At 39.8% G+C, this 23,002-nt stretch carries 20 protein-coding genes and 6 pseudogenes; 3 read left to right on the top strand and 23 right to left on the bottom strand.

Translation table 11 applies throughout. The annotated features are described in order from the left end of the window. Nucleotides 1-106: 106 nt before the first annotated feature. Nucleotides 107-439, top strand: a pseudogene (locus tag IGI72_RS04235) (transposase); the annotation flags it as partial. A gap of 41 nt (nucleotides 440-480) precedes the next feature. Here the strand turns inward: IGI72_RS04235 and IGI72_RS04230 are convergent. From IGI72_RS04230 to IGI72_RS04175, 12 genes and pseudogenes are all read right to left on the bottom strand, one after another. Continuing rightward, nucleotides 481-1,173 carry a Crp/Fnr family transcriptional regulator gene (locus IGI72_RS04230; protein ID WP_005225225.1) on the bottom strand — a complete coding sequence of 231 codons (693 nt, stop codon included), beginning with the start codon at nucleotides 1,171-1,173 and terminating at the stop codon, nucleotides 481-483. Between the two features lie 16 nt (nucleotides 1,174-1,189). After that, a pseudogene (locus IGI72_RS04225) lies at nucleotides 1,190-1,741 on the bottom strand (Dps family protein). A gap of 1 nt (nucleotide 1,742) precedes the next feature. Beyond that, nucleotides 1,743-1,979 carry a heavy-metal-associated domain-containing protein gene (locus tag IGI72_RS04220; RefSeq protein ID WP_005225223.1) on the bottom strand — a complete coding sequence of 79 codons (237 nt, stop codon included), beginning with the start codon at nucleotides 1,977-1,979 and terminating at the stop codon, nucleotides 1,743-1,745. A 63-nt stretch (nucleotides 1,980-2,042) separates the two neighbouring features. Continuing rightward, nucleotides 2,043-2,651: pseudogene (locus IGI72_RS04215) on the bottom strand (HAD-IC family P-type ATPase); the annotation flags it as partial. A gap of 102 nt (nucleotides 2,652-2,753) precedes the next feature. After that, nucleotides 2,754-4,658 carry a heavy metal translocating P-type ATPase gene (locus IGI72_RS04210; protein ID WP_074536898.1) on the bottom strand — a complete coding sequence of 635 codons (1,905 nt, stop codon included), beginning with the start codon at nucleotides 4,656-4,658 and terminating at the stop codon, nucleotides 2,754-2,756. 319 nt (nucleotides 4,659-4,977) lie between these two features. Next, nucleotides 4,978-5,211, bottom strand: coding sequence for a heavy-metal-associated domain-containing protein (locus IGI72_RS04205; protein ID WP_003125439.1), 234 nt, complete (start codon nucleotides 5,209-5,211; stop codon nucleotides 4,978-4,980). Between the two features lie 146 nt (nucleotides 5,212-5,357). Then, nucleotides 5,358-6,212, bottom strand: a pseudogene (gene lgt / locus IGI72_RS04200) (prolipoprotein diacylglyceryl transferase). Next, nucleotides 6,197-6,534, bottom strand: a pseudogene (locus tag IGI72_RS04195) (hypothetical protein). The pseudogenes lgt and IGI72_RS04195 overlap by 16 nt, the downstream one beginning before the upstream one ends. 228 nt (nucleotides 6,535-6,762) lie before the next feature. After that, a complete protein-coding gene (locus IGI72_RS04190) occupies nucleotides 6,763-7,467 on the bottom strand; it encodes a Crp/Fnr family transcriptional regulator (protein ID WP_003125436.1) in 705 nt (234 codons plus the stop codon). Between the two features lie 144 nt (nucleotides 7,468-7,611). Beyond that, nucleotides 7,612-8,184: a Dps family protein gene (locus tag IGI72_RS04185; RefSeq protein WP_002292150.1), complete on the bottom strand. Its 573-nt coding sequence runs from the start codon at nucleotides 8,182-8,184 to the stop codon at nucleotides 7,612-7,614. A gap of 840 nt (nucleotides 8,185-9,024) precedes the next feature. Beyond that, nucleotides 9,025-10,215: an IS256-like element ISLgar5 family transposase gene (locus tag IGI72_RS04180; RefSeq protein ID WP_074536899.1), complete on the bottom strand. Its 1,191-nt coding sequence runs from the start codon at nucleotides 10,213-10,215 to the stop codon at nucleotides 9,025-9,027. A gap of 297 nt (nucleotides 10,216-10,512) precedes the next feature. Further along, a complete protein-coding gene (locus IGI72_RS04175) occupies nucleotides 10,513-11,859 on the bottom strand; it encodes an aspartate ammonia-lyase (RefSeq protein ID WP_003125428.1) in 1,347 nt (448 codons plus the stop codon). 158 nt (nucleotides 11,860-12,017) lie between these two features. On the opposite strand from IGI72_RS04175, the gene IGI72_RS04170 reads away from it, so the two are divergent. Further along, nucleotides 12,018-12,449, top strand: coding sequence for an Lrp/AsnC family transcriptional regulator (locus IGI72_RS04170; RefSeq protein ID WP_003125427.1), 432 nt, complete (start codon nucleotides 12,018-12,020; stop codon nucleotides 12,447-12,449). Nucleotides 12,450-12,507: 58 nt separating this feature from the next. Here the strand turns inward: IGI72_RS04170 and IGI72_RS04165 are convergent, their stop codons facing one another. The 9 genes from IGI72_RS04165 to IGI72_RS04125 all read right to left on the bottom strand — a co-directional run bounded on the left by IGI72_RS04165 (nucleotide 12,508) and on the right by IGI72_RS04125 (nucleotide 20,306). Continuing rightward, nucleotides 12,508-12,954: an Lrp/AsnC family transcriptional regulator gene (locus IGI72_RS04165; RefSeq protein ID WP_005470356.1), complete on the bottom strand. Its 447-nt coding sequence runs from the start codon at nucleotides 12,952-12,954 to the stop codon at nucleotides 12,508-12,510. A 92-nt stretch (nucleotides 12,955-13,046) separates the two neighbouring features. Then, on the bottom strand, nucleotides 13,047-14,219 hold the full coding sequence (locus IGI72_RS04160; protein WP_074536900.1) for an MFS transporter: 1,173 nt from the start codon (nucleotides 14,217-14,219) through the stop codon (nucleotides 13,047-13,049). 14 nt (nucleotides 14,220-14,233) lie between these two features. After that, nucleotides 14,234-14,986: an amino acid ABC transporter ATP-binding protein gene (locus IGI72_RS04155; protein WP_060792673.1), complete on the bottom strand. Its 753-nt coding sequence runs from the start codon at nucleotides 14,984-14,986 to the stop codon at nucleotides 14,234-14,236. 25 nt (nucleotides 14,987-15,011) lie between these two features. Then, nucleotides 15,012-15,983, bottom strand: coding sequence for an NAD(P)-dependent oxidoreductase (locus IGI72_RS04150; RefSeq protein ID WP_005470349.1), 972 nt, complete (start codon nucleotides 15,981-15,983; stop codon nucleotides 15,012-15,014). A 12-nt stretch (nucleotides 15,984-15,995) separates the two neighbouring features. After that, complete coding sequence (locus tag IGI72_RS04145) at nucleotides 15,996-17,216, bottom strand: PLP-dependent aminotransferase family protein (RefSeq protein ID WP_005470347.1); 1,221 nt, start codon at nucleotides 17,214-17,216, stop codon at nucleotides 15,996-15,998. A 23-nt stretch (nucleotides 17,217-17,239) separates the two neighbouring features. Further along, complete coding sequence (locus IGI72_RS04140) at nucleotides 17,240-17,986, bottom strand: amino acid ABC transporter ATP-binding protein (RefSeq protein ID WP_074536901.1); 747 nt, start codon at nucleotides 17,984-17,986, stop codon at nucleotides 17,240-17,242. Next, nucleotides 17,983-18,693 (bottom strand): amino acid ABC transporter permease, encoded by a 711-nt coding sequence (locus IGI72_RS04135; RefSeq protein ID WP_074536902.1) that lies wholly within the window; start codon nucleotides 18,691-18,693, stop codon nucleotides 17,983-17,985. The genes IGI72_RS04140 and IGI72_RS04135 overlap by 4 nt, the downstream gene beginning before the upstream one ends. Before the next feature lie 12 nt (nucleotides 18,694-18,705). Beyond that, entirely contained in the window at nucleotides 18,706-19,518 is an 813-nt protein-coding gene (locus IGI72_RS04130) for a transporter substrate-binding domain-containing protein (protein ID WP_074536903.1), read from the bottom strand. Nucleotides 19,519-19,553: 35 nt separating this feature from the next. Further along, nucleotides 19,554-20,306, bottom strand: coding sequence for an amino acid ABC transporter permease (locus IGI72_RS04125; protein ID WP_003125416.1), 753 nt, complete (start codon nucleotides 20,304-20,306; stop codon nucleotides 19,554-19,556). A gap of 306 nt (nucleotides 20,307-20,612) precedes the next feature. On the opposite strand from IGI72_RS04125, the gene IGI72_RS04120 reads away from it, so the two are divergent. Beyond that, nucleotides 20,613-21,296 (top strand): PHP domain-containing protein, encoded by a 684-nt coding sequence (locus tag IGI72_RS04120; protein ID WP_002335147.1) that lies wholly within the window; start codon nucleotides 20,613-20,615, stop codon nucleotides 21,294-21,296. 36 nt (nucleotides 21,297-21,332) lie between these two features. Here IGI72_RS04120 and IGI72_RS04115 read toward each other — a convergent pair whose 3' ends face one another. Together IGI72_RS04115 and IGI72_RS04110 are read right to left on the bottom strand one after the other, a co-directional pair. Then, the gene (locus tag IGI72_RS04115) at nucleotides 21,333-21,830 is read right to left on the bottom strand and encodes a GNAT family N-acetyltransferase (RefSeq protein WP_002295755.1); all 498 of its coding nucleotides are present in this window, start codon (nucleotides 21,828-21,830) and stop codon (nucleotides 21,333-21,335) included. Nucleotides 21,831-21,885: 55 nt separating this feature from the next. Beyond that, a pseudogene (locus tag IGI72_RS04110) lies at nucleotides 21,886-22,794 on the bottom strand (IS982-like element ISEfm1 family transposase). Between the last annotated feature and the right edge of the window lie 208 nt (nucleotides 22,795-23,002).

Raw genomic sequence — 23,002 nt, 5'->3', positions numbered from 1 at the left:
AAAGCCCCTTAAATGGGGCTTTCAGACTGTAGACAAAGTACTAGTTTTTAGTGCTTTGTCTTTTTTTATCCGTTAAAATAAGAGTATCAATTGGAGGTGTATCCAGATGCTCTCAAAACAAGATATGAGTAAACGCGCACAAATCGGTTTCTTTTCTCTTGAAGACTTGGTCCCACAGGACCATTTATTGCGGCAAATAGATCAATGTATTGATTTCTCCTTTATTTATGAATTGGTTAAAGAGAAATACGATGAAATCCAAGGACGTCCTAGCTTGGATCCTATTCTTCTAATTAAATTACCAATGATTCAATATCTATTTGGTATTAAAAGTATGAGACAAACAATAAAAGAAATAGAAGTGAATATCGCTTATCGCTGGTTTTTAGGTTTGAGTTTAGAAGATCCTGTTCCTCATTTTTCAACATTTGGTAAAAATAGTGTTGCTGACCAATACTATTTGACACAGAACCATTTAACTTAACTTGATGCAAATAATAACTTATCTAAATCAAATATCTCAACATATTTTTGAGTATGCTGTTTAATTAAACCTCTCTCTTCCAATGATGAGAACTTACGACTTATTGTTTCTGGGGTTGTACCCAAGTACGAGGCTAGATCTTTTTTCGACATTGGTAAAGTCACATAAGTATGGTTTTCTTCATCTTCAACGTATTCTGATAGAAAATCAATAATACGAGACTCTACTTGCTCCATACCAACCTGCATCGTTTGCTTTTCTGATACCTGTAAACGTTTCGTAACATCTGATAGTATTCTTCTCATAATTTCTGGGTAAGCGCCTAAATAGTCATCCATATCCTTTTTATGAATTCTACATATGCTCACTTCTGATATTGCTTCAGCATAATTAGAATGGTAACTTTCAGTTTGAAAAATAGCCACTTCTCCCATAAAATCACCAGGATTTAATATGCGTACAGTTTGTTCACGACCAGATTCATTTAAGTTATAAACACGTACACGCCCATTATTTATAATATAAAGTGTGTCATCTTTATCACCATTTCCAAATAACAACGCATTCTTTGCATAATGTACTTCTTGCGCTGATTGCGCAATTAAACTCATTTGTTCTTCATTTAGGTGATTAAAAATCGGAACTAAACGTATACAATCTATATGACTATGGTGGTGATGATGTGCCATACAGCTTTCCTCCTAATTAATCGTTATCTATATAGTCATCATCTTCTAACGCATCCTTGTTAACAAAGGCTTGAAGTTGCCAAATATTTATATCTAAGTAATCTTTATAACTAATTAGTAAATCTTCTAATGCATCATCTGCTTCTTCTTGTGCTAAACGCATTGCACGAACGGTAAATTCACGATTAGTCCTAAAATCTTCTACTAACTGTATGACCATTTCTTCAGCAGAATAATATTTTTCAGACGGATCTTCAGAAATTATTGTAAATTCCTGAAATTCAGTAGTTGTTGAAGCTGGCTTAAATCCTGAAGCTAGTAAACGTTCTGCAATCTTATCAAACCATGTCTCATTCTCATTGTATAAATTCTCAAAAACACTATGCAATGAATAGAAATTTGTGCCTTTCACATATCAATGATATTGATGTAATTTTACATGTAAGGTATGGATATTAGCAAGTATATGATCTGTGACAGCTACAGCATTAATCTTAGTATGATGAATGTGTTCTTTATATGCTTTTTCAGCAGCTAATTTTTCTTGTCTTTCATTTGCTGTTGTCATTTTATACACCTTCCTTTACTTTTGAACTAATAACTGAATATCCTAGGTTTTCAATAGCTCTTTCAATTGTACTCAAATTGACTTGTTCTTCATCAAAATCTACTTTTACCTTACTTGCATTGAACAGTACTTTTACAGAATCTTTTTCTACACCAGCTGTCTGTTTTAAACCACTTTCAATTTTTTGTAAACACGATGGACAAGTTAATGTTTCTAATTTTAATGTTGCTTTAGTCATATCTATCACTCCTTTAAATAAATTATACAGGACATTTCTTTTAAGATAATTGACATAGATCAATTATCTTAATTGATATCTTCTTAATCTCATTGCATTTAAAATAACTACTAAAATACTTGCCTCATGAACTAACATACCTATCGACATAGACATCCATTCACTAAATATTAAACTAACCAATAATATTATCACCACACTAACAGCAATTAGAATATTTTGTCTCATATTCGCATATGTCCCTTTAGCTAAACCTAAAGCATGGGGGAGACGATTAAAATTGGAATTCATTAGAACAATATCTGAACTTTCAATAGCCACATCTGTCCCATTTCCCATAGCAATCCCTACTTCTGCAGTAGCTAGAGAAGGGCTATCGTTCACACCATCACCAATAAAAGCAATAATTTCACCAGTAGACTGTCTTTCTTTTAGAAACGCTTGCTTGTCCTCAGGTAACATATCGCCATGAGCCTCGGTTAATCCTAGCTCCTTTTTAACTAAATTAACTGTGCCTTGATTATCCCCTGATAATACAGTGAGATTTTTAACACCAAGTGATTTTAATTTTTGTAGGTCTTGTTTAACACCTGCTCGAACTTGGTCACGGATTCCCATTAAAATAATTAACTTACGATCAACTGCCGTTAATACAATACTCTTCTTTTTTTTTCAAGAACTCAAAAAAGCGGAAAATCCCAGATTTAAAAATCTGAGTTTCCGCTTTTGTCATTTCAAGGATGGACTATTGTCTCAGCCTCTTCTAATTTATTCTTAAGATATTTTTACTTTCTCTGCAGGTGCTGATACTTCTTTTTGTTCTTTTCGACCTTTCAACTTATACTTCATTAATCTCATGCCATTGAAAATTACCACCAAGATACTACCTTCATGAACCAACATTCCGATAGACATATTCATCCATTCGCTGAAGAAGACGCTGGTCAACAAGACCAACACTACTCCAATTGAAATCACGATATTTTGTTTCATATTATTTGCGGTGGCTTTTACTAATCCTAATGCGTGAGGCAAGTTGCTGAAGTTCGAGTTCATTAAAACGACATCGGATGTTTCAATCGCTACGTCCGTTCCGCTTCCCATTGCGATTCCAATGTCTGCTAAAGCTAAGGACGGACTATCGTTAACGCCATCTCCAACAAAGGCTACAATTTGACCACGTTGTTGAAGTTTTCCGATATAAGCCGATTTGTCTTCCGGCAACATGTGGCCGTGAGCTTCGGTCAAACCAAGTTCGCCGGCGACCACATCAACGGTTCCTTGGTTATCTCCTGAAAGAACGACTAGATTTTTCACGCCCAAGTCTTTTAATTCCTGCAAATTAGCTTTCACACCCGGACGGACTTGATCGCGAATGCCCATCAGTACTTTTAATTCACCGTCGACCGCTGTCAAAACGAGAGAGTTCCCTTGTTGTTCAAACCGTTTGACATCTTTTTGCACTTTTTTGCTGAGAGTGACATTTTCTTTTTCCATCAAGGCCACATCCCCAACAGCCACTCTATGTCCAGCTACACTTGAAACGATTCCGCCGCCTTTCACGACTTCAGTTCCTTCAACAGGATAAAAATTTGTTTCTCCAATTTGATTTAAGACCGCTTTTGCTAATGGATGATCTGATTCCCGTTCCACACTGGCCAGATAGCCAAGCGTTTCAGCAGAATCTTTTTCATACAGTTCAGTCGCTGCAACGGTTGGGTTTCCGACAGTTAAAGTACCTGTCTTATCAAATACAATTGTATCCACATTGCTGAAGTCTTGAATGACTTCACTCCCTTTTAAAAGAACACCGTTACGAGCACCATTCCCGATACCGGCAACGTTTGAGACAGGCACTCCGATAACTAATGCGCCTGGGCAACCTAGAACCAAGATGGTGATTGCTAACTCAATATTTTGACTGAACGCCCATACAACAATTGCCAGAACCAAGACAGCTGGTGTGTAGTATTTAGAAAAGCGATCAATGAACCGTTCCGCTTCGGATTTAGAATCTTGTGCTTCTTCCACGAGTTCAATAATTTTTCCAAATGTGGTGTCCTCACCAACTCGGTCAGCTCTGATTTGAATCGTTCCGTTTTCTAAAATGGTTCCTGCAAAAACTTCTGCATCAGCTAGCTTGTTGACCGGAACAGCTTCCCCTGTAATGCTAGCTTCATTGATATGCCCTTCGCCCGTAAGGACTGTGCCATCCACTGGAACTTTCGCACCCGTTTTAACGAGCAAGATATCCCCTTCATCTACATCATCCACTTCTACTTCTTCAAATTCGCCATTATCCATTTGTTTCAAGGCGCTTTCGGGTGCCATTTCAGTCAATTCTTTGATAGCAGATCGCGTTTGGTTCAATGTTCGTTGTTCCAAGTAGTGTCCGAATAAGAATAAGAACGTGACAATAGCCGATTCTTCATAATTTTGAATAAAAAGCGCACCAATCGCTGCAATACTGACTAAGACATCAATACTGATGACTTTGACTTTCATTGCTTGAAACGCTTGAATGGCAATTGGCGTAATCCCAAAGACAGAGGCGATGATCAAAGACCACTCTGAAAGTCCTACGTTTTCTAAAACAAAGTGACTGAAGAAACCGAGTGCGATTAACAATCCACTGATGACGGTGATAACATTTTTCTTGCTTAATATATATTGTTGCATGCTTTTTCCCTCCAAATTTAATTTCTCTTTTATTGATAAACACAGTATAAGATAATTGCCTAAGTAATTAATTGACTGACATCAAGTTTTGAAAAAATACGTGTCCCTTCTCACTATTTTTTTGATCTAACAGCCTCAATGACACTTATTCCTCTTTACAGTTATAACGATACCCTCTTTTTATCGAATAAAAATTTACGGCTATCAAGTTTAGAAAGTTCTCTTTTATCGTTTCTAAGCACCTCGAATCGGATTGCAACAAAAAAGCAATCCCGGAAAAATAGCTTTTCTTCCAGAATTGCCTAGTTCATTTAATCTGTTAAGCGGCCTTGACTTTTGCTTTAAGGACCGGATAGCCTACGTTTTCGATAGCTTTTTGAATCTCTTCAATCGAAGTGACAGCTGAATCAAAATTGGTTTTGACTTTGCTGGAGTTGAATAATACTTTAATGCTGTCTTTATCAATACCGTTAACTGATTTCAAGGCACCTTCAATTTTTTGCATACAACTTGGACAAGACAACGTTTCTAATTGCAATATAGCTTTTTCCATAATTCCTATCTCCTTTATGTGTTTTTATTTTATCCGCAGCAGATTAATGAACACTGCCTTTTCCTCTTTACAACTGTAGTATAGCTCACTTTTAGCAAACGAAAATTGACGCATATCAAGTTTTGCACTTCTTTTTATCTTTTTGCTCAATTCACCATCTTAATAGTCTTTTTCTGCCCCTTATTGCCATCAGAATAATAATAAATTGGTGGATAGTCTTGTCTGCGTATAAACCATACTACAATCGCGCCAATAAACAGGGCCAGAGACAAGGCTTGTGAAACGCGGATCTACTCGCCAATCCATAAACTGTCCGTTCGCATACCTTCAATGAAGAACCGACCCACTGAGTACCACAAAACGTAACTCAAAGCGACTTCTCCTTGACGCAAAAGCTGTTTTCGGTTCCGTATAGTGACGATGAGGACAAAGCCCAACAAACTCCACAATGACTCGTATAAAAAAGTCGGATGGTAGTAGGTACCATTGATATTCATTTGTTCAATGATAAATTCAGGTAAATAAAGATTTTCCAAGAATTGACGAGTAACCGGTCCACCATGAGCTTCCTGATTCATAAAATTGCCCCAACGACCAATGGACTGGGCTAACAATACATTGGGCGCTAAAATATCAAGAACGAGTGCCAAAGAAGTACCTTTTTTCTTTGCATACCAATATAGCGTACCCCCTCCTGCAATCAATCCCCCATAAATCGCAATGCCGCCATTCCAAATCGCAAGGATTTGTCCTGGATTTTGCAGATAATAACCAAGTTCAAATAACACATAATAAAGCCGAGCGCCGAGGAGTCCAATCGGAATTGCCCATAAGGCCATATCGATAATGGTATCCTCTTCCAGTCCTTTTTTCTTTGCTTCCTTGGTGCTCAACTGGAGAGCCGCTAATATGCCCGCTGCAATAATGACTCCATACCAATGAATCACAACAGAACCAATCTCCACCGCATGGGGATTCAAAACGCCTAATACGAATTCCATTCTATTTGCTCATTTCTTCAATTTTTCGCGTCATTCTAGTCATGGTGATGCTGAACAAGATTCCGGCTAAGCTCCATGGAAACCAAACAGTAAATACACTTTTATCTCCCTGGTCACTCGCTTCGTAATACGCCACTTTTCCGTGTCCGATTACGCCGGCTCCTTTTACAACTTCCTCTTCTTTTTCCATAGCTAACCTATCTGCCTCAACAACGTTAGACGTTTTTGCTTCGCCGCCAATCGTGTTCTTGGTGAAAGGGACGACAAAGAATGCACCCGCTGCTGACAACGTGATGGCAACTATCACCCAAAAATAATGCACATTCACCCCTACTTATTTTTACGTTTTGTTCGACAACCCTATCTTAAAGAAAAATAAAACAAAAAAACTTGAGGGTTATCATGTTTGTGCTTTTATTTTTCCAATGAATGAAGGTCGTTCTGTCTTAAAAAAGCCAAAAACGGACAGATGGAAGCAAAAGCACTGAGTTCTGTCCCGTTGTTAATGAAGAGCGACAGAACACCAACGTGTAGAAAAAAGTGTGTCCGATTATTCGCTGTAAAGCAATAAATCATCTAAATCCTGAATCTTGATCCTTTTCCCAGACAGCTGTTGAATCAATCCCTCGTCCTCCAATTCTCCAAATTTGCGACTGATGGTCTCAGGTGTCGTTCCTAAATAGGAAGCAATGTCCTTTTTTTCCATCGGCAGGGTGATGGTGGGAGAGTTGCCCATTTCAGGTTCCACATTTTCTGCCAAAAACAAAACTAAACGGGTAATGACACTCTCCAAGGCTACTTGTGTCGTTTGACGTTCTGAACTTTCTAACCGTTTAGACATTTCCGCCAATAGTTTTAAAGAAATAGCTGGGTATTGTTCCAGAAAATCTTGGACATCTTTTTGCTGAATCATACAGACAACGGTATCTCGGGTTGCTTCGGCATATTCCTCGTGTACTGCATCCGGGTTGAACAAGGTCCATTCTCCGGTGAAATCACCAGGGTTCAAGATCCGCACTAGCTGCTCTTTGCCAGAGTCTGCCAATCGATAAATACGGATTTTCCCACGATTGATAATATATAAAGTATCCTCTTTTTCTTGTGAACGAAACAGAAACTCTCCTTTTTGATACTGTTTCGTGTGGGCTTTTTCAGCAATGTAATTCATCGCGCTATCCTCTAAGTGATTGAATATTGGAACCAAGCGGATACAGGCTGCGTGGTCGCCAATTTCATGATGGGTATGTTTAGTCAATTCATTCTCCCCCTTTATTTATTTTGTTTATATTCGCTGCTTTTATTATATAAGTCTCTTACTACAAAAAAATTGATGCACATCAAGAAAATGGAAAAAGGACTGGAAAGAATTCCAATCCCTAAATCAGCTTCTACTTTTACCTTAATCTTCATCCTCATCAAGAGCGTCATCATCTTCTAATGCTTCTTTACCAATGAACGCTTGCAGCATCCAAATGTTCTTGTCTAAGTCATTTTTAAAAGCAATCAATGTATCTTCTAAAGCATCGTCACCCTCGTCTTGAGCTAAACGAATCGCGCGAATAGTTAGGTCACGAGTGCTTCTGAAGTCCTCGATAATATTTTCAACCATGTCTTCTGCTTTAGCGTATTTATTAACTGCATCTTCCGAAAGCATCGAATATTTTTCAAATTCAACCGTTGTCGAAGCAGGTTTATGCCCAGAAGTAATTAGACGCTCCGCAAGTTTGTCGAACCATTTTTCATTTTCGTTATACAACTCTTCAAATTTTTCATGCAACGTAAAGAAATTGGCTCCTTTTACATACCAGTGATATTGGTGCAGTTTCACATGTAATGTATGCATGTTGCCTAAAAGATGATCCGCAATGGCCGCTGCATTAATTTTCGTATGATGAACATGTTCCTTGTGTTCTTGTTCTTCTTGCAATCTTTCTTGGGGTGTTCTTTCTTGAGTAGCTTTATTTTCAGTCATGATTTATTCCTCCTATAATTTTGGTTTGTTTAAAATAGCTTTCTTTGATTCCTCCTTTTTCTTTACTGAATTTAGTATAGGATAGATTTCCGTTAAAAAAATTGACGCTCATCAAGAAAAGTATTTCTTAATAGACGCCAGGCTTCTCTATTAAATTCAACTGAAATAATCAAAGGAATGAAGTCGTTCCCTCCAAACAAAAATTTCATTAAAGTAGGGCCTAAAAAAAGAATAGCAACTATACTTTGTCAAGAGACCTGACTGCTATTTTTTTGCTTGTTATTCTTCAATTACCAAATGTCTTGCCTTGCAGTATATTTAATACTCTTTCTCACTAGTGTTGCATGCAACACTAGTGAGAAAGAGTATTAATAAGATTAACCTAGAAGAATAACTTTACTTTATTTATGTCATACCATAAATAAAAATTGAAAAGAATTTTTTATTTATTTTTAGTAGATCGATTAATAGGAGTTTTAGCTTGGGAGCGTCAAATTTGCTGAATTAGATATTAGTATTATAAATGTATTTTAAAGAAAACAAGTGTCTTCTTCATAACTATTACATCTCCTCCATCCTCAAAAATTTATACCAAAAAATAAGAAAACAAATGCAATATAAAGGAGAATTCCCCCTCCCAAAACAATAAAAAAGTAGAAAACATATTTAGTCGTTTTGCTAATATCATTCGCATTTCTTATCTTAATACTAATAAAAATATAAAACCCTATGAGTATTAAAAGTGGTAGCATTTTGATCAACAATTTTTATCCTTCCTTTGAGAAAATCGGGAGCGTCAATAATTTTGTGTAAATGATTCTTCCCTACTGCAGATTATTTCTAATTCTCAATCAGTTGGCTTAGCATTTGTTCAAGTTCGCCTTCGGCCTGTTGGAAACCTTTATGACTGCGACCTAGGAATTTTTGGTTGTGAGTATCAAAAGACGAGACTAAGAAACGTTCCATCGACTCTTCATTTTGGAACTGTTCCTTGCGGTGGCTGTATTTCTTGATTTGCTTATTAAAGGATTCAATCAAGTTCGTAGAATAAATACTCTTGCGTATGGCTAATGGGAAATCATAGAAAGTGAGCAAGTGATCGTTCGAAAGAATCGATTCAACCACTTTTGGATAGCTGGTTTTCCATTTTTCCGCAAAAGCACCACGTGCTTCCAACGCCACCTCTTTAGATGAGGCTTGATACACCATTTTAAAATCATCACAGACTTCCTTACGATCATCGACACGCACTTTGTGACTGATATTACGGGAAACGTGTACACAACAATGTTGAAAACGAGCTTTGGGATAGAACCGACTAATCGCTCCTACCATCCCCTTTAAGCCATCCGTGATGAACAGGAGGACATTTTTCAAACCGCGCTCTTGAAGGTCCAATAAAATTTCCTCCCAAATCGTGATGGATTCAGTCGGTGCAATCGCATAGCTCAATACTTCCTTTGATCCATCCGGGCGAATGCCAACTGCGATATGAATAGCTTCCTTGGCGACGGTTTTCCGCTTTAACGGAATATACGTTGCGTCCATATAAATAGCAGCATAACGGTCATGAAGCTCCCGCCCTTTAAACGCCGTTACCTCTTCTGTAAATGATTTTGTTATATTGGACATGGTTTGGGGCGTGTAGTGATGCCCATACATTTTCTCAATCAAGTCTGCGATTTCCGACATGGTAATACCTTTTCGGAAGAGGTGAATGACGGTCTCCTCTAACGTGTCATTCGTCCGTCTATAAGCAGGAACAGTCTGTTGCTTGAACTCACCATTGCGGTCGCGCGGAATCTGGAGATGAAGTTCCCCATACTCGGTCTTGACCGTACGGTCATAGGAGCCGTTACGAGAATTACCCGTGTTAAAACCAATGCGATCATACTTTTCGTAATCTAGGAAAGCCGTTAACTCCGTTTTGAGAAGCGTATTGACTGCTTTCTCCAAATGGACACGGAATAATTCATTCAAATCGCCTTTGTTCGCTAGAGTCTTTAGAATTTCTGTAGTAAAATCGTTCATAGGGAAGTCCTCTCTTCTGTGAATGTGTTGTGGTAACTCTATTCTACAGAAGGGACTTCCTTTTTTCTATTTACACAAAATATTTTACACTCTCCTGAGTTAAACTGAATATCATTCTGTCTATATAAATTTTAAGATGGATTACCATACTTTTGTTTGACTCATTGACAAAAATCTAAAAAACTTATCCTCAGCGAGATTGAGTGTCTTTTACCAGACACAAATCCCTACTACAGATAAGTTTTTTATTTTTTTATGCTTTTAGGCTTTTAGGTATATGGATATTTCAGTTTTTCCTTACTGATAAGTTTCTGTCCGCAAGAATTCTTCTTGCTTTAATAGCTCCTCGATGGAACAATTTTTTTCCAATGCTTCTTTGACAAAAGCAGTGGCTTTTTCATAACCAATTTGCGGTGAAAGGGCTGTAATAGTCCCTGTACTGTTATTTACAGCTTTCGAACAAGCTGTTTCATTGACGGTAATACCTGCCACACATTTATCGGCAAAAATTTGACACGCTTTGGTCAACAGTTGACATGATTCAAATAAATTATGGAACATCACCGGCTCAAAAGCATTCAATTCCAATTCTCCGGAAGCTGCCGCAAAGGTGATGGCACCGTCATTTCCAATCACTTGAAATGCAATTTGACTGATAACTTCTGGAATGACTGGATTGACTTTGCCCGGCATGATCGATGAGCCTGCTTGTCTTGCTGGCAAGTTGAGTTCATGAAAACCAGTTCGCGGACCGCTGGCTAAGAGACGCAGATCATTGGCGCTTTTGTTCAATGTGATGGCAATCGTTTTTAATCCACCTGAAATCGAGGCGAAACTGTCGGTATGCTGTGTACTATCAATCAGGTCATTCGCTGGCCGTAAGGGTCTTGGAAAACGTCGGTTCAATTCTTGATAGAGGTATTCTTGATAGCGATAGGACGCATTAAGACCTGTCCCAATGGCTGTCCCACCCATATTTAAGGTCAATAGTTCTGCCGATAAGTGGTGCAGCCGTTCACGGCAACGCGTCAAACTGTGGGCATATGCAGCGAAACTTTCCCCTACTGTCATTGGCACCGCCTCTTGCAGTTGGGTTCGCCCCATTTTTGCCACGTGCTGAAATTCTTTCGCTTTCATATGCCATCTGTCAATCAACTGTACCAGCGCTTCATCCAATTGTTCAATATATACAAGCAAAGCCAGTTTCCCAGCACTAGGATAGACATCATTGGTGGATTGGCTTTGATTGACATCGTCTAAAGGATGAAGATATTGATATTCCCCTTTCTTATGCCCCATCAATTCTAACCCGCGATTGGCGATCACTTCATTCACATTCATGTTGGTGGATGTTCCTGCTCCCCCCTGAAATGTATCAACAATAAATTCTTCATCCCACTTGCCCATGATGATTTCTTCCGCAGCAGTCACAATGATTTGTGCTTTTTCTTTGGATAGCGTGCCAGATTGTTGATTGGCTAGCGCAGCTGCGGCTTTGATACGTGCTACTTGTTTGATCATCGTCAGATCAACTTTTTGATCAGTGAAAGCAAAATTTTCTTTTGCGCGATAACTATGAATACCATAATAAGCCCCCTCGTATATAGGTAGACTGCCAATTGTATCTGATTCGATCCTCATCATGATTTAAACACCCCTTTTTGTATTATATGTGATAAAATATCACATAAGAGAAAAAGACACGAGCCTTTTCAGCCATCTCTTTGTTAATCCTTGAAATTGATTCCTTTCACTTTGAAAAACAAAGAGAAACAGTACAAAAACAGAAAAGAGGAAAGTATTTGGATGAACTAGATAAAAAGTTGTTGAATCTGTTGCAGCAAAATGGTCGGTTATCGATCAAAAAGTTAAGTGAAGCGTTATTCATCACTGCACCTGCTGTTTCCCAACGAATAAAACATTTAGAAGAAACCGAGCAATTGTTGTATTATCAAGCGACGATTGACTATGAACAAGCCGGCTTGCCGATCAAAGCATTTATCCACCTGTCGATCGAACCACAGCAAAAAGCAAGTTTCTATCCTTTCATACAGGCGATCCCCAATGTGTTGGAATGTGATTGTGTCACCGGCCCTTATTCAATGTTAATCAAAGTCGTTTTCCCTTCTACCAAATCATTGGACAGCTTTATCAATGACTTGCAAAAATTCGGTCGAACCAACACCCAAATCGTTTTCTCGACGCCAGTTCCCTCTCGAGGATATCAATTCTGAAAACCCAAAAAGCGCGCTTATCTCACATAGACAGGCACGCTTTTTTTATATACAGGGGTCACTGGTCATCGACTGGCACTTGCAACCCTCGTGGTCCGACATTCGTTGAAAATACAATGTGGGTTTTGGTATCCCCATAAAATTGCAAATCTGTGATAAACCGATCCAAGACGACCGTATCACTAAAATAAACCTTCAAGAGCATAGAATAATCTCCAGTGATACAGTCACACTCGATCACATTTGGGATGTCTGCGATATAGGCATAGAAGGCTTCTTTATCTTTGGCATTCACTGCGCAATGGACATACGCTTTGATCAGATAACCAAGTTTTTGGTAGTCGATCAGTGCCTGATAAGAACGGATATACCCAAGGGTTTCAAGGTTTTGTACCCGCACAGAAACAGATGGCGATGAAATAAAGCATTGCTCTGCGATCTGCTTGACAGTGACTCGGGCATTTTGCTGCATGATGTTCAGTATCTTGCGGTCTAAGTTATCCATAATCATCCCCCGTTCTCATTATTTTCTCAGTTTATCGAGAAAACAACAGAAGCGCAAGTTGCAGATTACATCCTATGTTAAATTTCCTAACATCAACGCTGAGATAATTGGAAATAGCGATAAACAATCATCGCCCCACAAGCAAACAGACCACACCCAAAAAACATCATGTCAAAGCCAAAAAGACTGGCGATGATTCCCCACAAAAAAGCCCCACCTCCATAAGCTACATCTAAGGCTGCTGAAAATACCGCTGTCCCTTGCCCTCGCTGCGCCTCAGACACCGATTCTAATACAATCGTATTCATCACAGGCAATAAGCCGGCATAACCGACACCATAACAACTCGCGGCCAGAAGCAAGCTACTGAGCTGTGTCGTAAATGGCAACAGACAAAAAGAAACCAAAATCAATAATAAACTGCCATAAATCAATGTAGCCGTTTGGATTTTGGCGAGCAAACGTGGAAATACGACCCGTGTTGTGACCGTCATGATCGACATGACCGTAAAATAATAGCCTGCGCCGATAATCTCACGTTCAAGGGCATATTGTGCAATAAACGCCACCACGCCAGAATTGGCAAAGCATATCAAAAAAAGGATACCGCTAGGAAACACAACCGCTTTGATGCGAAGCAGTTCTCGTAACGATGATTTCGCTTCGCCAGAGTGCGTATTCCTCCGTGAAAAGGGCTGTTCTTTCAAAAAGAAACTCAACAAAAAAGCTGTTCCGCTCAACAAGACAGCCATCCGAAAAAGTACAGGAAATCCATAATTTTCTACAACAGCAAGTCCTATCAACGGGCCGATGGCACTCGGCACAGCCTGGGCGATACTGAAATACCCCAATCCGACTGCTAATTTGCCTTCAGGAATCGTATCAACTGCCATCGTCGCTGCTGCTGTCGCTTGCAAACTATTGCCCACCCCTTGCAAGATGCGCAGACAAAAAAGCATCAATAGCCCCTGCAGCAGATTCAATAAACTAAAATCAATCAACAGAATGGCTAATCCCATACAAAGCAAGACTTTGCGTCCATATCGATCCAATGCCACACCGATTGGCAAACGGCAAAACAAAGCAGATAGCCCCAAGACACCTACAATGGCGCCGGATACTGCTTTAGAACCACCTAAAGAAGCAACATATAACGGCATAGTCCCCATTTGGGTCGTGATGGCTGTCATTGCTAGTACCGTGACCACCATCACTAAGTAAAAATCTTTCGACCAAAGCCGACTAGAGCTGTTCACATTTTCCATATTGTGCCTCGCTTCTATACAGCTAATTGAAAACGTACTTGTGTCAAAAATTGCTGTGTACATTCTTCTTGCGGATCCTCAAAAATTTCTTCTGGTGTTCCCGCTTCTACCACCACACCATCCGCCATGAATATCACTTTATCCGCGACTTCTTGTGCAAATTGCATTTCATGCGTCACGATGATCATCGTTTGCCCACTATCAGCCAGTTGCTTCATGACATTTAGGACATCACCGACAAGTTCTGGATCGAGCGCTGAAGTGGGTTCATCAAACAGTAATAACTCTGGCGTCAAAGCCATCGCTCTGGCGATACCTACACGTTGTTGCTGTCCGCCAGACAGTTGACTAGGATACATCATAGCTTTATCTGCCAAACCCACTTTTTCTAAGGCAGATAACGCTGCTTTTTCTGCCAGTTTTTTTGGGAAACGCCGTGGTGTGCGTAGTCCTTCCGCCACATTTTGCAACACATTCATGTGGCTGAACAGCTCATAGGATTGAAAGACCATCGCTGTTTTGCGGGCGATCTCCAATCGTTGGGTTTTGCCAATATGTGCGAGATCATACTGGAAGTCACCGATAGAATAACTCCCCGCATCAGGCTGCTCCAACAAATTCAAGCAACGCAAAAAGGTCGTTTTTCCAGAGCCGCTAGGACCAATGATGCATACAACTTCCCCACGTTCAATTTGTAAGCCAACATTTTTTAAGATGACTTGTTTATCGAAAGACTTCTTCAATCCTTTGATTTCTGCTTGCAGCATACTCCCACCCTTTCTTTTCTATCGCTCAAAGCGCGATCGTATTGGCAGATTGTCCTTCTAGCAAAATATCTCTTGCATTGTTCAAAGCTGTTTCTGCAATTTCTTGTACAGCCAATTGGGTATAATACGCAATATGCGGGGTCAAAAGCACATTTGGCAGTTGATTCAGCTGTTGATAATAAGGATTTTGATCCCACCCAACTGAAAAATACCGTTCTTCATTGGCGATAGCGTCTAATACAGCACCAGACAAACGCCCTTGCGCGAGTGCGGCAATCAACGCATCCGTATCAACGATTCCCCCACGTGCCGTATTGACCAGACAACTGCCAGGCTTCATCTGTGCAAAAACAGAGGCCGAAAATAGCCCTTCTGATGCTTTTGTCAGCGGGATATGGATCGACAAGACGTCCGATGCAGCAATCAAGGTCTCAAAGGACACATATTCGACAATCCCCTTCAACCGAGGATTTTCACTCCTACTAGTGGCAATCACATGTCCCCCCATATGATAAATCGCTTCTGCGACTAGAGCACCGATTCGACCAGTGCCTAACAAACCGACTGTTACGTCTTGTAGCTCCCGACCAATCACAGACCGTCGATCAAGTTTTCCTTTGATCATTGCTGGAATATTGCGTAAAGCCATCAAGATCGACATCACAGTGTAATGGCCCACCGATGTTGGGCTATAAGAAGGGACATTGGTGACCGTCAACTGATGCTTTTGCGCCCAGTCAAAACGAACACCGTCGACCCCCGTTGATTTGATCGATAACTGCTTCATCCCTAAAATATGCAAGCGTTGGTACAGGGACTCATCTTGCTGCATAGCCAGACTAGGATACAAACAGATGCCGTCGTGCCCTGCTGCCAAATGGATATTCTCCCAAGACAAGCCCTCCATTACGATCGTCACTGGTGTTTTGTGGATAAATTGCCACCGTTCGATATAAGCAATTTCCTCTTCACTTACCCCGTAATAAATCAATTTCATTGGCAACACCTCCTAAATGACCCCTTCATATGCTGGCGGCATAGCGTATTCCAACGCATCACCTAATAAAGCGATCCCTTGATCGATCTGTGCCAATGTCGGCTTCGTAAAATTCAGCCGAAATGAATGCTCATAGCCTTTTCCCGCAACACTCATGATATTGCCTGGAATGACCGCAACTTTCGCCTCATCAAGGTAATCATAGAACCGCTCTGCGTCCATCTCAGTCGATAGGAAACAGGTGATAAAATAGCCGCCTGTTGGTTTGATAAAGGTAAGCTTATCCGTTGGCAGTGCCTGTAATGCTTGCAGCATGCGGGCATATTTCTCTTGATACAACAAGGTCAATTGGGCCACATGACCTTCGAAATCATGATGATCCATATATTCGGCCAATACCACTTGCCAATAAAAATTGGTGTGGGAATCGGCGGATTGCTTGGCCAAAATCAATTTTTCCATTGCAGGACCAGCAGCCATCATAAAACCAATCCGGCTGCTGGGTGCCAAAATTTTTGAAAAAGATCCCGCATAAATGATTCGTCCTTCGGTATCTAATGTTTTCATCTTAGGGATCGGTGTACCTTCATACAACAACTCACCGTAAGGATCGTCTTCAAAAATCAGCACATCATATTGACATGCCAATGCATAAATGGCTTTACGTTTTTCCAATGGCATTGATGTGCCTAAAGGGTTTTGGAAAGTGGGGATCAGATACAACATTTTCACTCTTGCGTCTGTTTTGAGGATTGTTTCTAAAGCGTCAAGATCCATTGATTCTGCTGCAAGATCCATCGGTACCGGCACTGGTATCGCCCCATATCCTTTGATAGCATTCACCGCACCGGAAAATGTTTGCTCCTCGCATAACACCACATCGCCTTCATTACAAAAGACTTTTACCGCCAAATCCATGGCTTGGGTCGAGCCCGAAACCACCAGCACCTCCTCTTCGTTATCGATATTTGACAATTGACGCAAACGTTCTTTGATCAAGGTCCGTAAGCGCGGATACCCCTCTGATGCCCCATACTGCAAGAAAGACTCTGGGTCCGCTTCGTTATATAATTTTTGCGAGATCTCTTTCAATGTAGCCATTGGAAATGCTTCTGTCGGTGGAAATCCGTAAGCAAAGGAAATAGCTGCTGCAGACTCCATATTTTTTTTTGCATTCTCTCTTAATGGAGATGCTTCTAATGTCATGATACGTTGTGCGAATTGATAGGCCATTCTATTTCCTCCCTGCATAGTTGTTAGCCGGCCAGCTGTGTGGTAAAGCGGGCTAAAAAGGCTTTGGTTCGTTCTTCTTTGGTTTCCTCGAATACTTGTTGCGGTGTGCCTTGTTCAACAATATGTCCATTCTCCATGAAAACGACTTTGTCTGCTACTTCATACGCGAATTTCATTTCATGGGTCACCAATACCATGGTCGCACCAGCTTCCGCAATTTCTCTGAGCAGCGCCAATGTCTGTCCCACTAGTTCCGGGTCCAATGCCGAGGTAGGTTCATCAAACAAGATGACCTTAGGATTCAACGCCAACGCACGGGCGATCCCGATACGCTGTTGTTGTCCACCTGACAGTTGGCTAGGATAAAAATTTTGTCGTTCAGACAAACCGACTTGATCCAACAAAGCCTCTGCTGTTCGCAGGGCAGCTTCTTTGCTTTGTTTTTTGGTCACGATCAATGGCATCATGATATTTTCTTTGGCTGTTTTATTTTGAAACAAGGCATAATTTTGGAAAACCATCGCTGTTTGCCGTTGATGGGTCAATATTTCTTTTTTACTTGCTTTGTGCAATGTGGTGGTGGTTTCTCCCAATTGAATCACACCTTGATCTGCTCGTTCCAAAAAATTGAGACAACGCAAGAAGGTCGTTTTTCCCGAACCGGAAGGCCCCAATAAGACGACTACTTCGCCTTTAGCGACATCAAGATCAATCCCTTTTAACACTTCTTGTTTGCCGAATCGCTTATGGATATCCGTTACTTTCATCATAATGCGGCCCTCCTTAGTTTGCGCAACAGCCGATTTTCCAGTAATTGTGCCCCTTTTTCGATGACCAAACTAATCAGCCAATAAATGATCGCAACAGCCACATACGCTTCTAAAAACCGATAATTTTGCTGGGCCGTGATTTTAGCTGCCGCAAAAACATCGACAACACTGACCATGGAAGCTAAGGCCGACGCTTTAACCAATGAGATCAGCAAATTACTGAACATGGGCAATGAAATCGGCCAGGCTTGCGGGAGCAGCACACGACGGATGACTTGTAAGTTCGTCATGCCGATCGATTTGGCTGCATCGAACTGCCCTTTTTTGACTGCCGCAAATGCGCCCCTGAAAATCTCGCTGCTATTGATAGCAGACATTAAACTCAAGGCGGCGATCGCTATCCAAACCATGTTGAAATCTTTAAATCGCAAAGTCCAATGCATCGACTCCGCCCAAATATCAAACTGTTTAGCAGAAATAAGATATAACGCTAAAATCACTAAAACCACTGGGACCCCTTTTAAGACCGTGACAATCACTTGCAGCACTGGTACGAGGATCTTGATCCTATACAGACGAATCAAGGCGATGATCAACCCAACCACCGCGCCAATGACTAGTGCGGTCAACGCCATAAAAAGCGTCGTACCAATATAATGACTTGCTGTTTTCAGCGCTTCGATCATAATAGACAATTGAAAACTCATCGCCATTCCTCCCTATTCTGGGACGTAATCCCCATCTAGATATTTTTCTGATAATTCTTTGATCGTTCCATCTGCTTTCAATTCCTCTAATGCTGTATTGACCGCATCAATAAAGTCTTGGTCAGCTTCTTTGTTGAACAATAAGTAGGCATCTGAGTTGTGGACTGGTTCGCTGCCGATCTCTAGATTTTCACTAAATGAATTGTTCCAATTATCGACTTGATATTCTGGTGCTAACGTTGCATCGACCGCACCTGAAGTGACTGCTTGTACGATTTGCTCGTTGTTGTATTCCCCATAAACCAATTCAAAAGCATCGGGATTTTCTGCCAGATAAGCCTCAGCCATTGCTGCTTGGTTAGTAGCAGTCGTCACATAGACTTTTTTTCCTGCTAAATCTTCGAAGCTATCGTAGACCGTACCGGCATCTGGATCAGAGACAATATACGTATCCCAGACCACATACCCAACATCCCCATAGACGAATTTTTCTTTCCGTTCATCATTGACTTCATATTCATAGGCAGCCATCTGGACTTTATTGCTTTCTAAATTTGATAACGTCGTTGGGAAATCCGCTCCTTCAAAGGTAAAGGTATAATCAAGTAATTTTTCGTCGATTGCTTTAACGACGGCGACATCATAGCCATCATATTCACCATTTTCGTCTAAATAAGCATATGGCAATGCTTCATTCCCAGTACCCACCTTGATTTCTGTTGCATCACTTGCTCCACTGCTTGCAGTGTCGGCAGAACTGCTTCCGCAAGCCCCTAAAACCAAAAGTGTCACCAATGTAATTGCACCTAAAATCGTTTTTTTCATTTGAATTCCTCCCTTTCCCTCTACCCAAAATTTTCCTATGTTGTTTTGATTTTTTGCTGTTTTTTGGTCCATGATATCAGTGGTACTTTTGCTGTTTGTTGTTTTGTTTTCGAAAAACTCATCCGACGTTCCAGACCGGTGAAAACACGTTCTAAGAGGAAGCTTAAGGTAATAAACAAGATCGCCGCACCGACATAGCCTTCAAGTGTATGGAAGGTCACTGCGCCTATCGCTCGCGCTTTGCCGACAACATCCACTACCCCAATGGTAAAAGCCAGCGATGTGTCTTGCAGCAGTGCAATCGTAGTTGTACCAAATGCAGGTAATGCGACACGGACAACTTGCGGTAAAATCACTTGTCGATACATTTGTGTTTTCGTCAATCCGCAAGCAATACTCGCTTCCTTCTGTGTGACCGGTACACTTAGAATCGCAGCCCGGAAAGTTTCAGACTGAAAGGCAGCAGTATTTAATCCGTAGGTGATATAGATGAAAATAATTTTATTCCATGAGGAAACATCGATTTGAATCATTTGTAATAAGGCGGGTACACCATAATACACAACATACAGTTGAACCAATATCGGTGTGCCTCGAATAAATGAAACGAAGACTGCCGCCAGTTGACTCAGAAATGGCACTTTTTCGACACGAATAAATGCAAGTAAAATCCCTAAAAGCAATCCTGTAATCGACGCCACTGCTACTATCATCAACGTAACCGGCAAAGCACTTAAAACCTTTGGAAAATATTCCCAAACTAATTTCCACTGAAAAAATTCCGACATATTGCCCCTCCTTTTTCTGAATATTCTGATTATTAGACAATATTACTAATGGAAAAAAATTTTTCAATAGATTCATTACTAAAACTTCATTAATTTTATAAATTCTCCCTTTTAACTAAAAAAAGAAAGATGCAAACGGCATCTTTCTTTTTAATATAAGAATATAAAATACTACCCGTGGTGCTAGTTAATTTTTTCCTAGAGGAAAATGTCTAAACATGTTGGTAAATCAACAAAAAAACGCATATAGTAGTCTCAAAACTCCCAAGAAATGAGGACTATTTAACAAACTACGATGGTTACGTCGTGACAACTGAACATTTTGACTTAGCCAATCCTGTTACTAAAGTCGATGATATCCCCGATTATGAAATGTACAGTCAAACAATCGATAGCTTAAATAAGCGTTTTGGCAATCGTGTTTTAAAAGGCATCGAAATCGGTTACATCGCTTCTGAAAAGGATCGGATCATCGACTATTTAGCCGATAAAGATTACGATTTAAAATTACTCAGTGTGCATCATAATGGTCAATTTGATTATTTAGATGACGAAGTCAAAGATATGGATCCTGCTATTGTGATTCCTCAGTATTTTGCACAACTTTCAGAAGCACTAGTTGTTATAGAAGCAGATGTCTTTGCTCATTTTGACTATGGTTTTCGGGTATTTGGTCTATCCGTTGCTGAATTTAAACAATATGAAGCGCAGTTTTTACCGATTCTAGATCAAGTAATCAAAAATAAATTGGCATTCGAATTAAATGCTAAGAGCGCTTACTTGTATGACAATTTAGCGTTATATGAATATGTCATCGATTTATATCTTTCACGTGGTGGTACCTTGTTTAGTGTTGGATCAGATGGGCATTACCTTGAACATTTCCGTTTCCATTTCGATGATCTTTTTGCTCTGTTAAAAGCAAAAGGTGTGACGGAATTAGCGATTTATCAAAAAGGAAAGCGAATTATGGTTCCATTACCAGTCTAAAAAAACGTCCTCAGCATCAAAAGTGAGGACGTTTTTTTAGATTTCTTTTTCTAAAATCGGACAAATACGATCTTGTTTTCCTAAAGGAAAATGTTTGATCCCGATTTTTTTAAATCCATGACGTTCATAAAAACGAATACCTGCATGATTTTTTTCATAAACAGTCAAACGTAAATAACGTTTTTGTTTCGTTTTAGCATAACGATTCGCTTCATCGAGTAACCGTTGCCCTAACCCTTTGTTTTGATAATCTTTGAGCAGATAGAGCCGTTGAATCTCTATAGCATCTTTTTCATCATTGACTTTCATATAACCAATGAGTATTTGATGATCCTTAATACCAATAAATTTACTGGTTGACTGTGCCAATTCTACTGCCAATATTTCAGTTGTCAATTGTGTCTGTAAATATCCTTGCATATCAAGTGGATCTGCGCCATCGATAAACGATTCATAAAAACTGACAACACTTACAACTTGTAAAGCATCTAGATCATCATAATCTAAATACGCTAGTGTGATTTGATTGTTCATCTAACTCCTCCTTTTGACATAGTATACTATAAATCACCCGTGGTGCTAGTTAATTTTAATATCCTAAAGAATATCTCAAAGTTCCTTCAAAACGTCGTTGTGCTCGACTTAATAGAACACTGTAAGCCAGTAATATGCTTTCAAATCTACTCTCTAGCCCTTTAACAGAACGTGAGTTGAAATTTTGACAACCTAATTTTTCTAAGGAAGAAAAAACAGTCTCAACTGTTTTTCTTTGTTTTCCAAGTAAGCTGTGGTCTAGTTTTTCTGATTTATCCATGTTTTTACGTGGCGGAACGGATATAGTAATGCCCTTAAGGGCAAGTTTTTCATGGATTTTATGGCTAATATATCCTTTGTCCCCTAGGATATTGGGAAGATTCGCTTCTTCCGATAAAGTCTCTAACACTTTCACGTCATGGACACCTGGATTCGTGATTTAGTAAGTAATCGGAAAGCCAGTCTTAGTAACGATCATATGAATTTTAAGACCATAAAAATAAGATTTTTTTGTTGAGTTATAGCCAACTTTGGCTATTTGATTCAATAGTTTTGCTTGTCTATTTCTAACTGGTTTACATAATAAACTAGGAAAACTATCTATAATTCCGACTAGTTCACCTTTGGTGAGCTTCTTGATGAAAAAGTATCGAATAATCTTGATAGTGTAAGCTAAGTTTGAACTTAAGCGAGTGAATCGACTCCTACTAGGAAAGTCACCATTAGGAAATAAGACGGAACAAACCGCTCTATACGTGGCTCTTTGGCTAGTATAGCCATTAATTATGCCCCATATAACACAAGCAATAATCACTGTATCGCGTTGCTTCAGTTGATCAGTATTTCTTCGGTTTTTAATCTTATCTGGTACACAATTGTGGTATATGTTAGAAACAGTTCTCATAATTTCCTTGAATGTTATAAAAGTATCTGTATAATGTTCAGTATATTTTGATGAACGCATATGTAGTCCTCATTTCTTGGGAGTTTTGAGACTACTATATGCGTTTTTTTGTTGATTTACCAACATGTTTAGACATTTTCCTCTAGGAAAAAATTAACTAGCACCACGGGTTTAATAAGTTTTGTAATAATTACTCGACACGGTAGTTCGTTAGCTACGCAGCCACTGATCGTTGCATAGTTTCTGACATTGTTCTTATGATTCAGTA

The organism is Enterococcus sp. DIV1059_2 (assembly GCF_051713685.1).
In the GTDB taxonomy this organism is placed as follows: Bacteria; Bacillota; Bacilli; order Lactobacillales; family Enterococcaceae; genus Enterococcus_D; species Enterococcus_D casseliflavus.
This window is presented reverse-complemented; position numbering and strand designations above follow the sequence as displayed.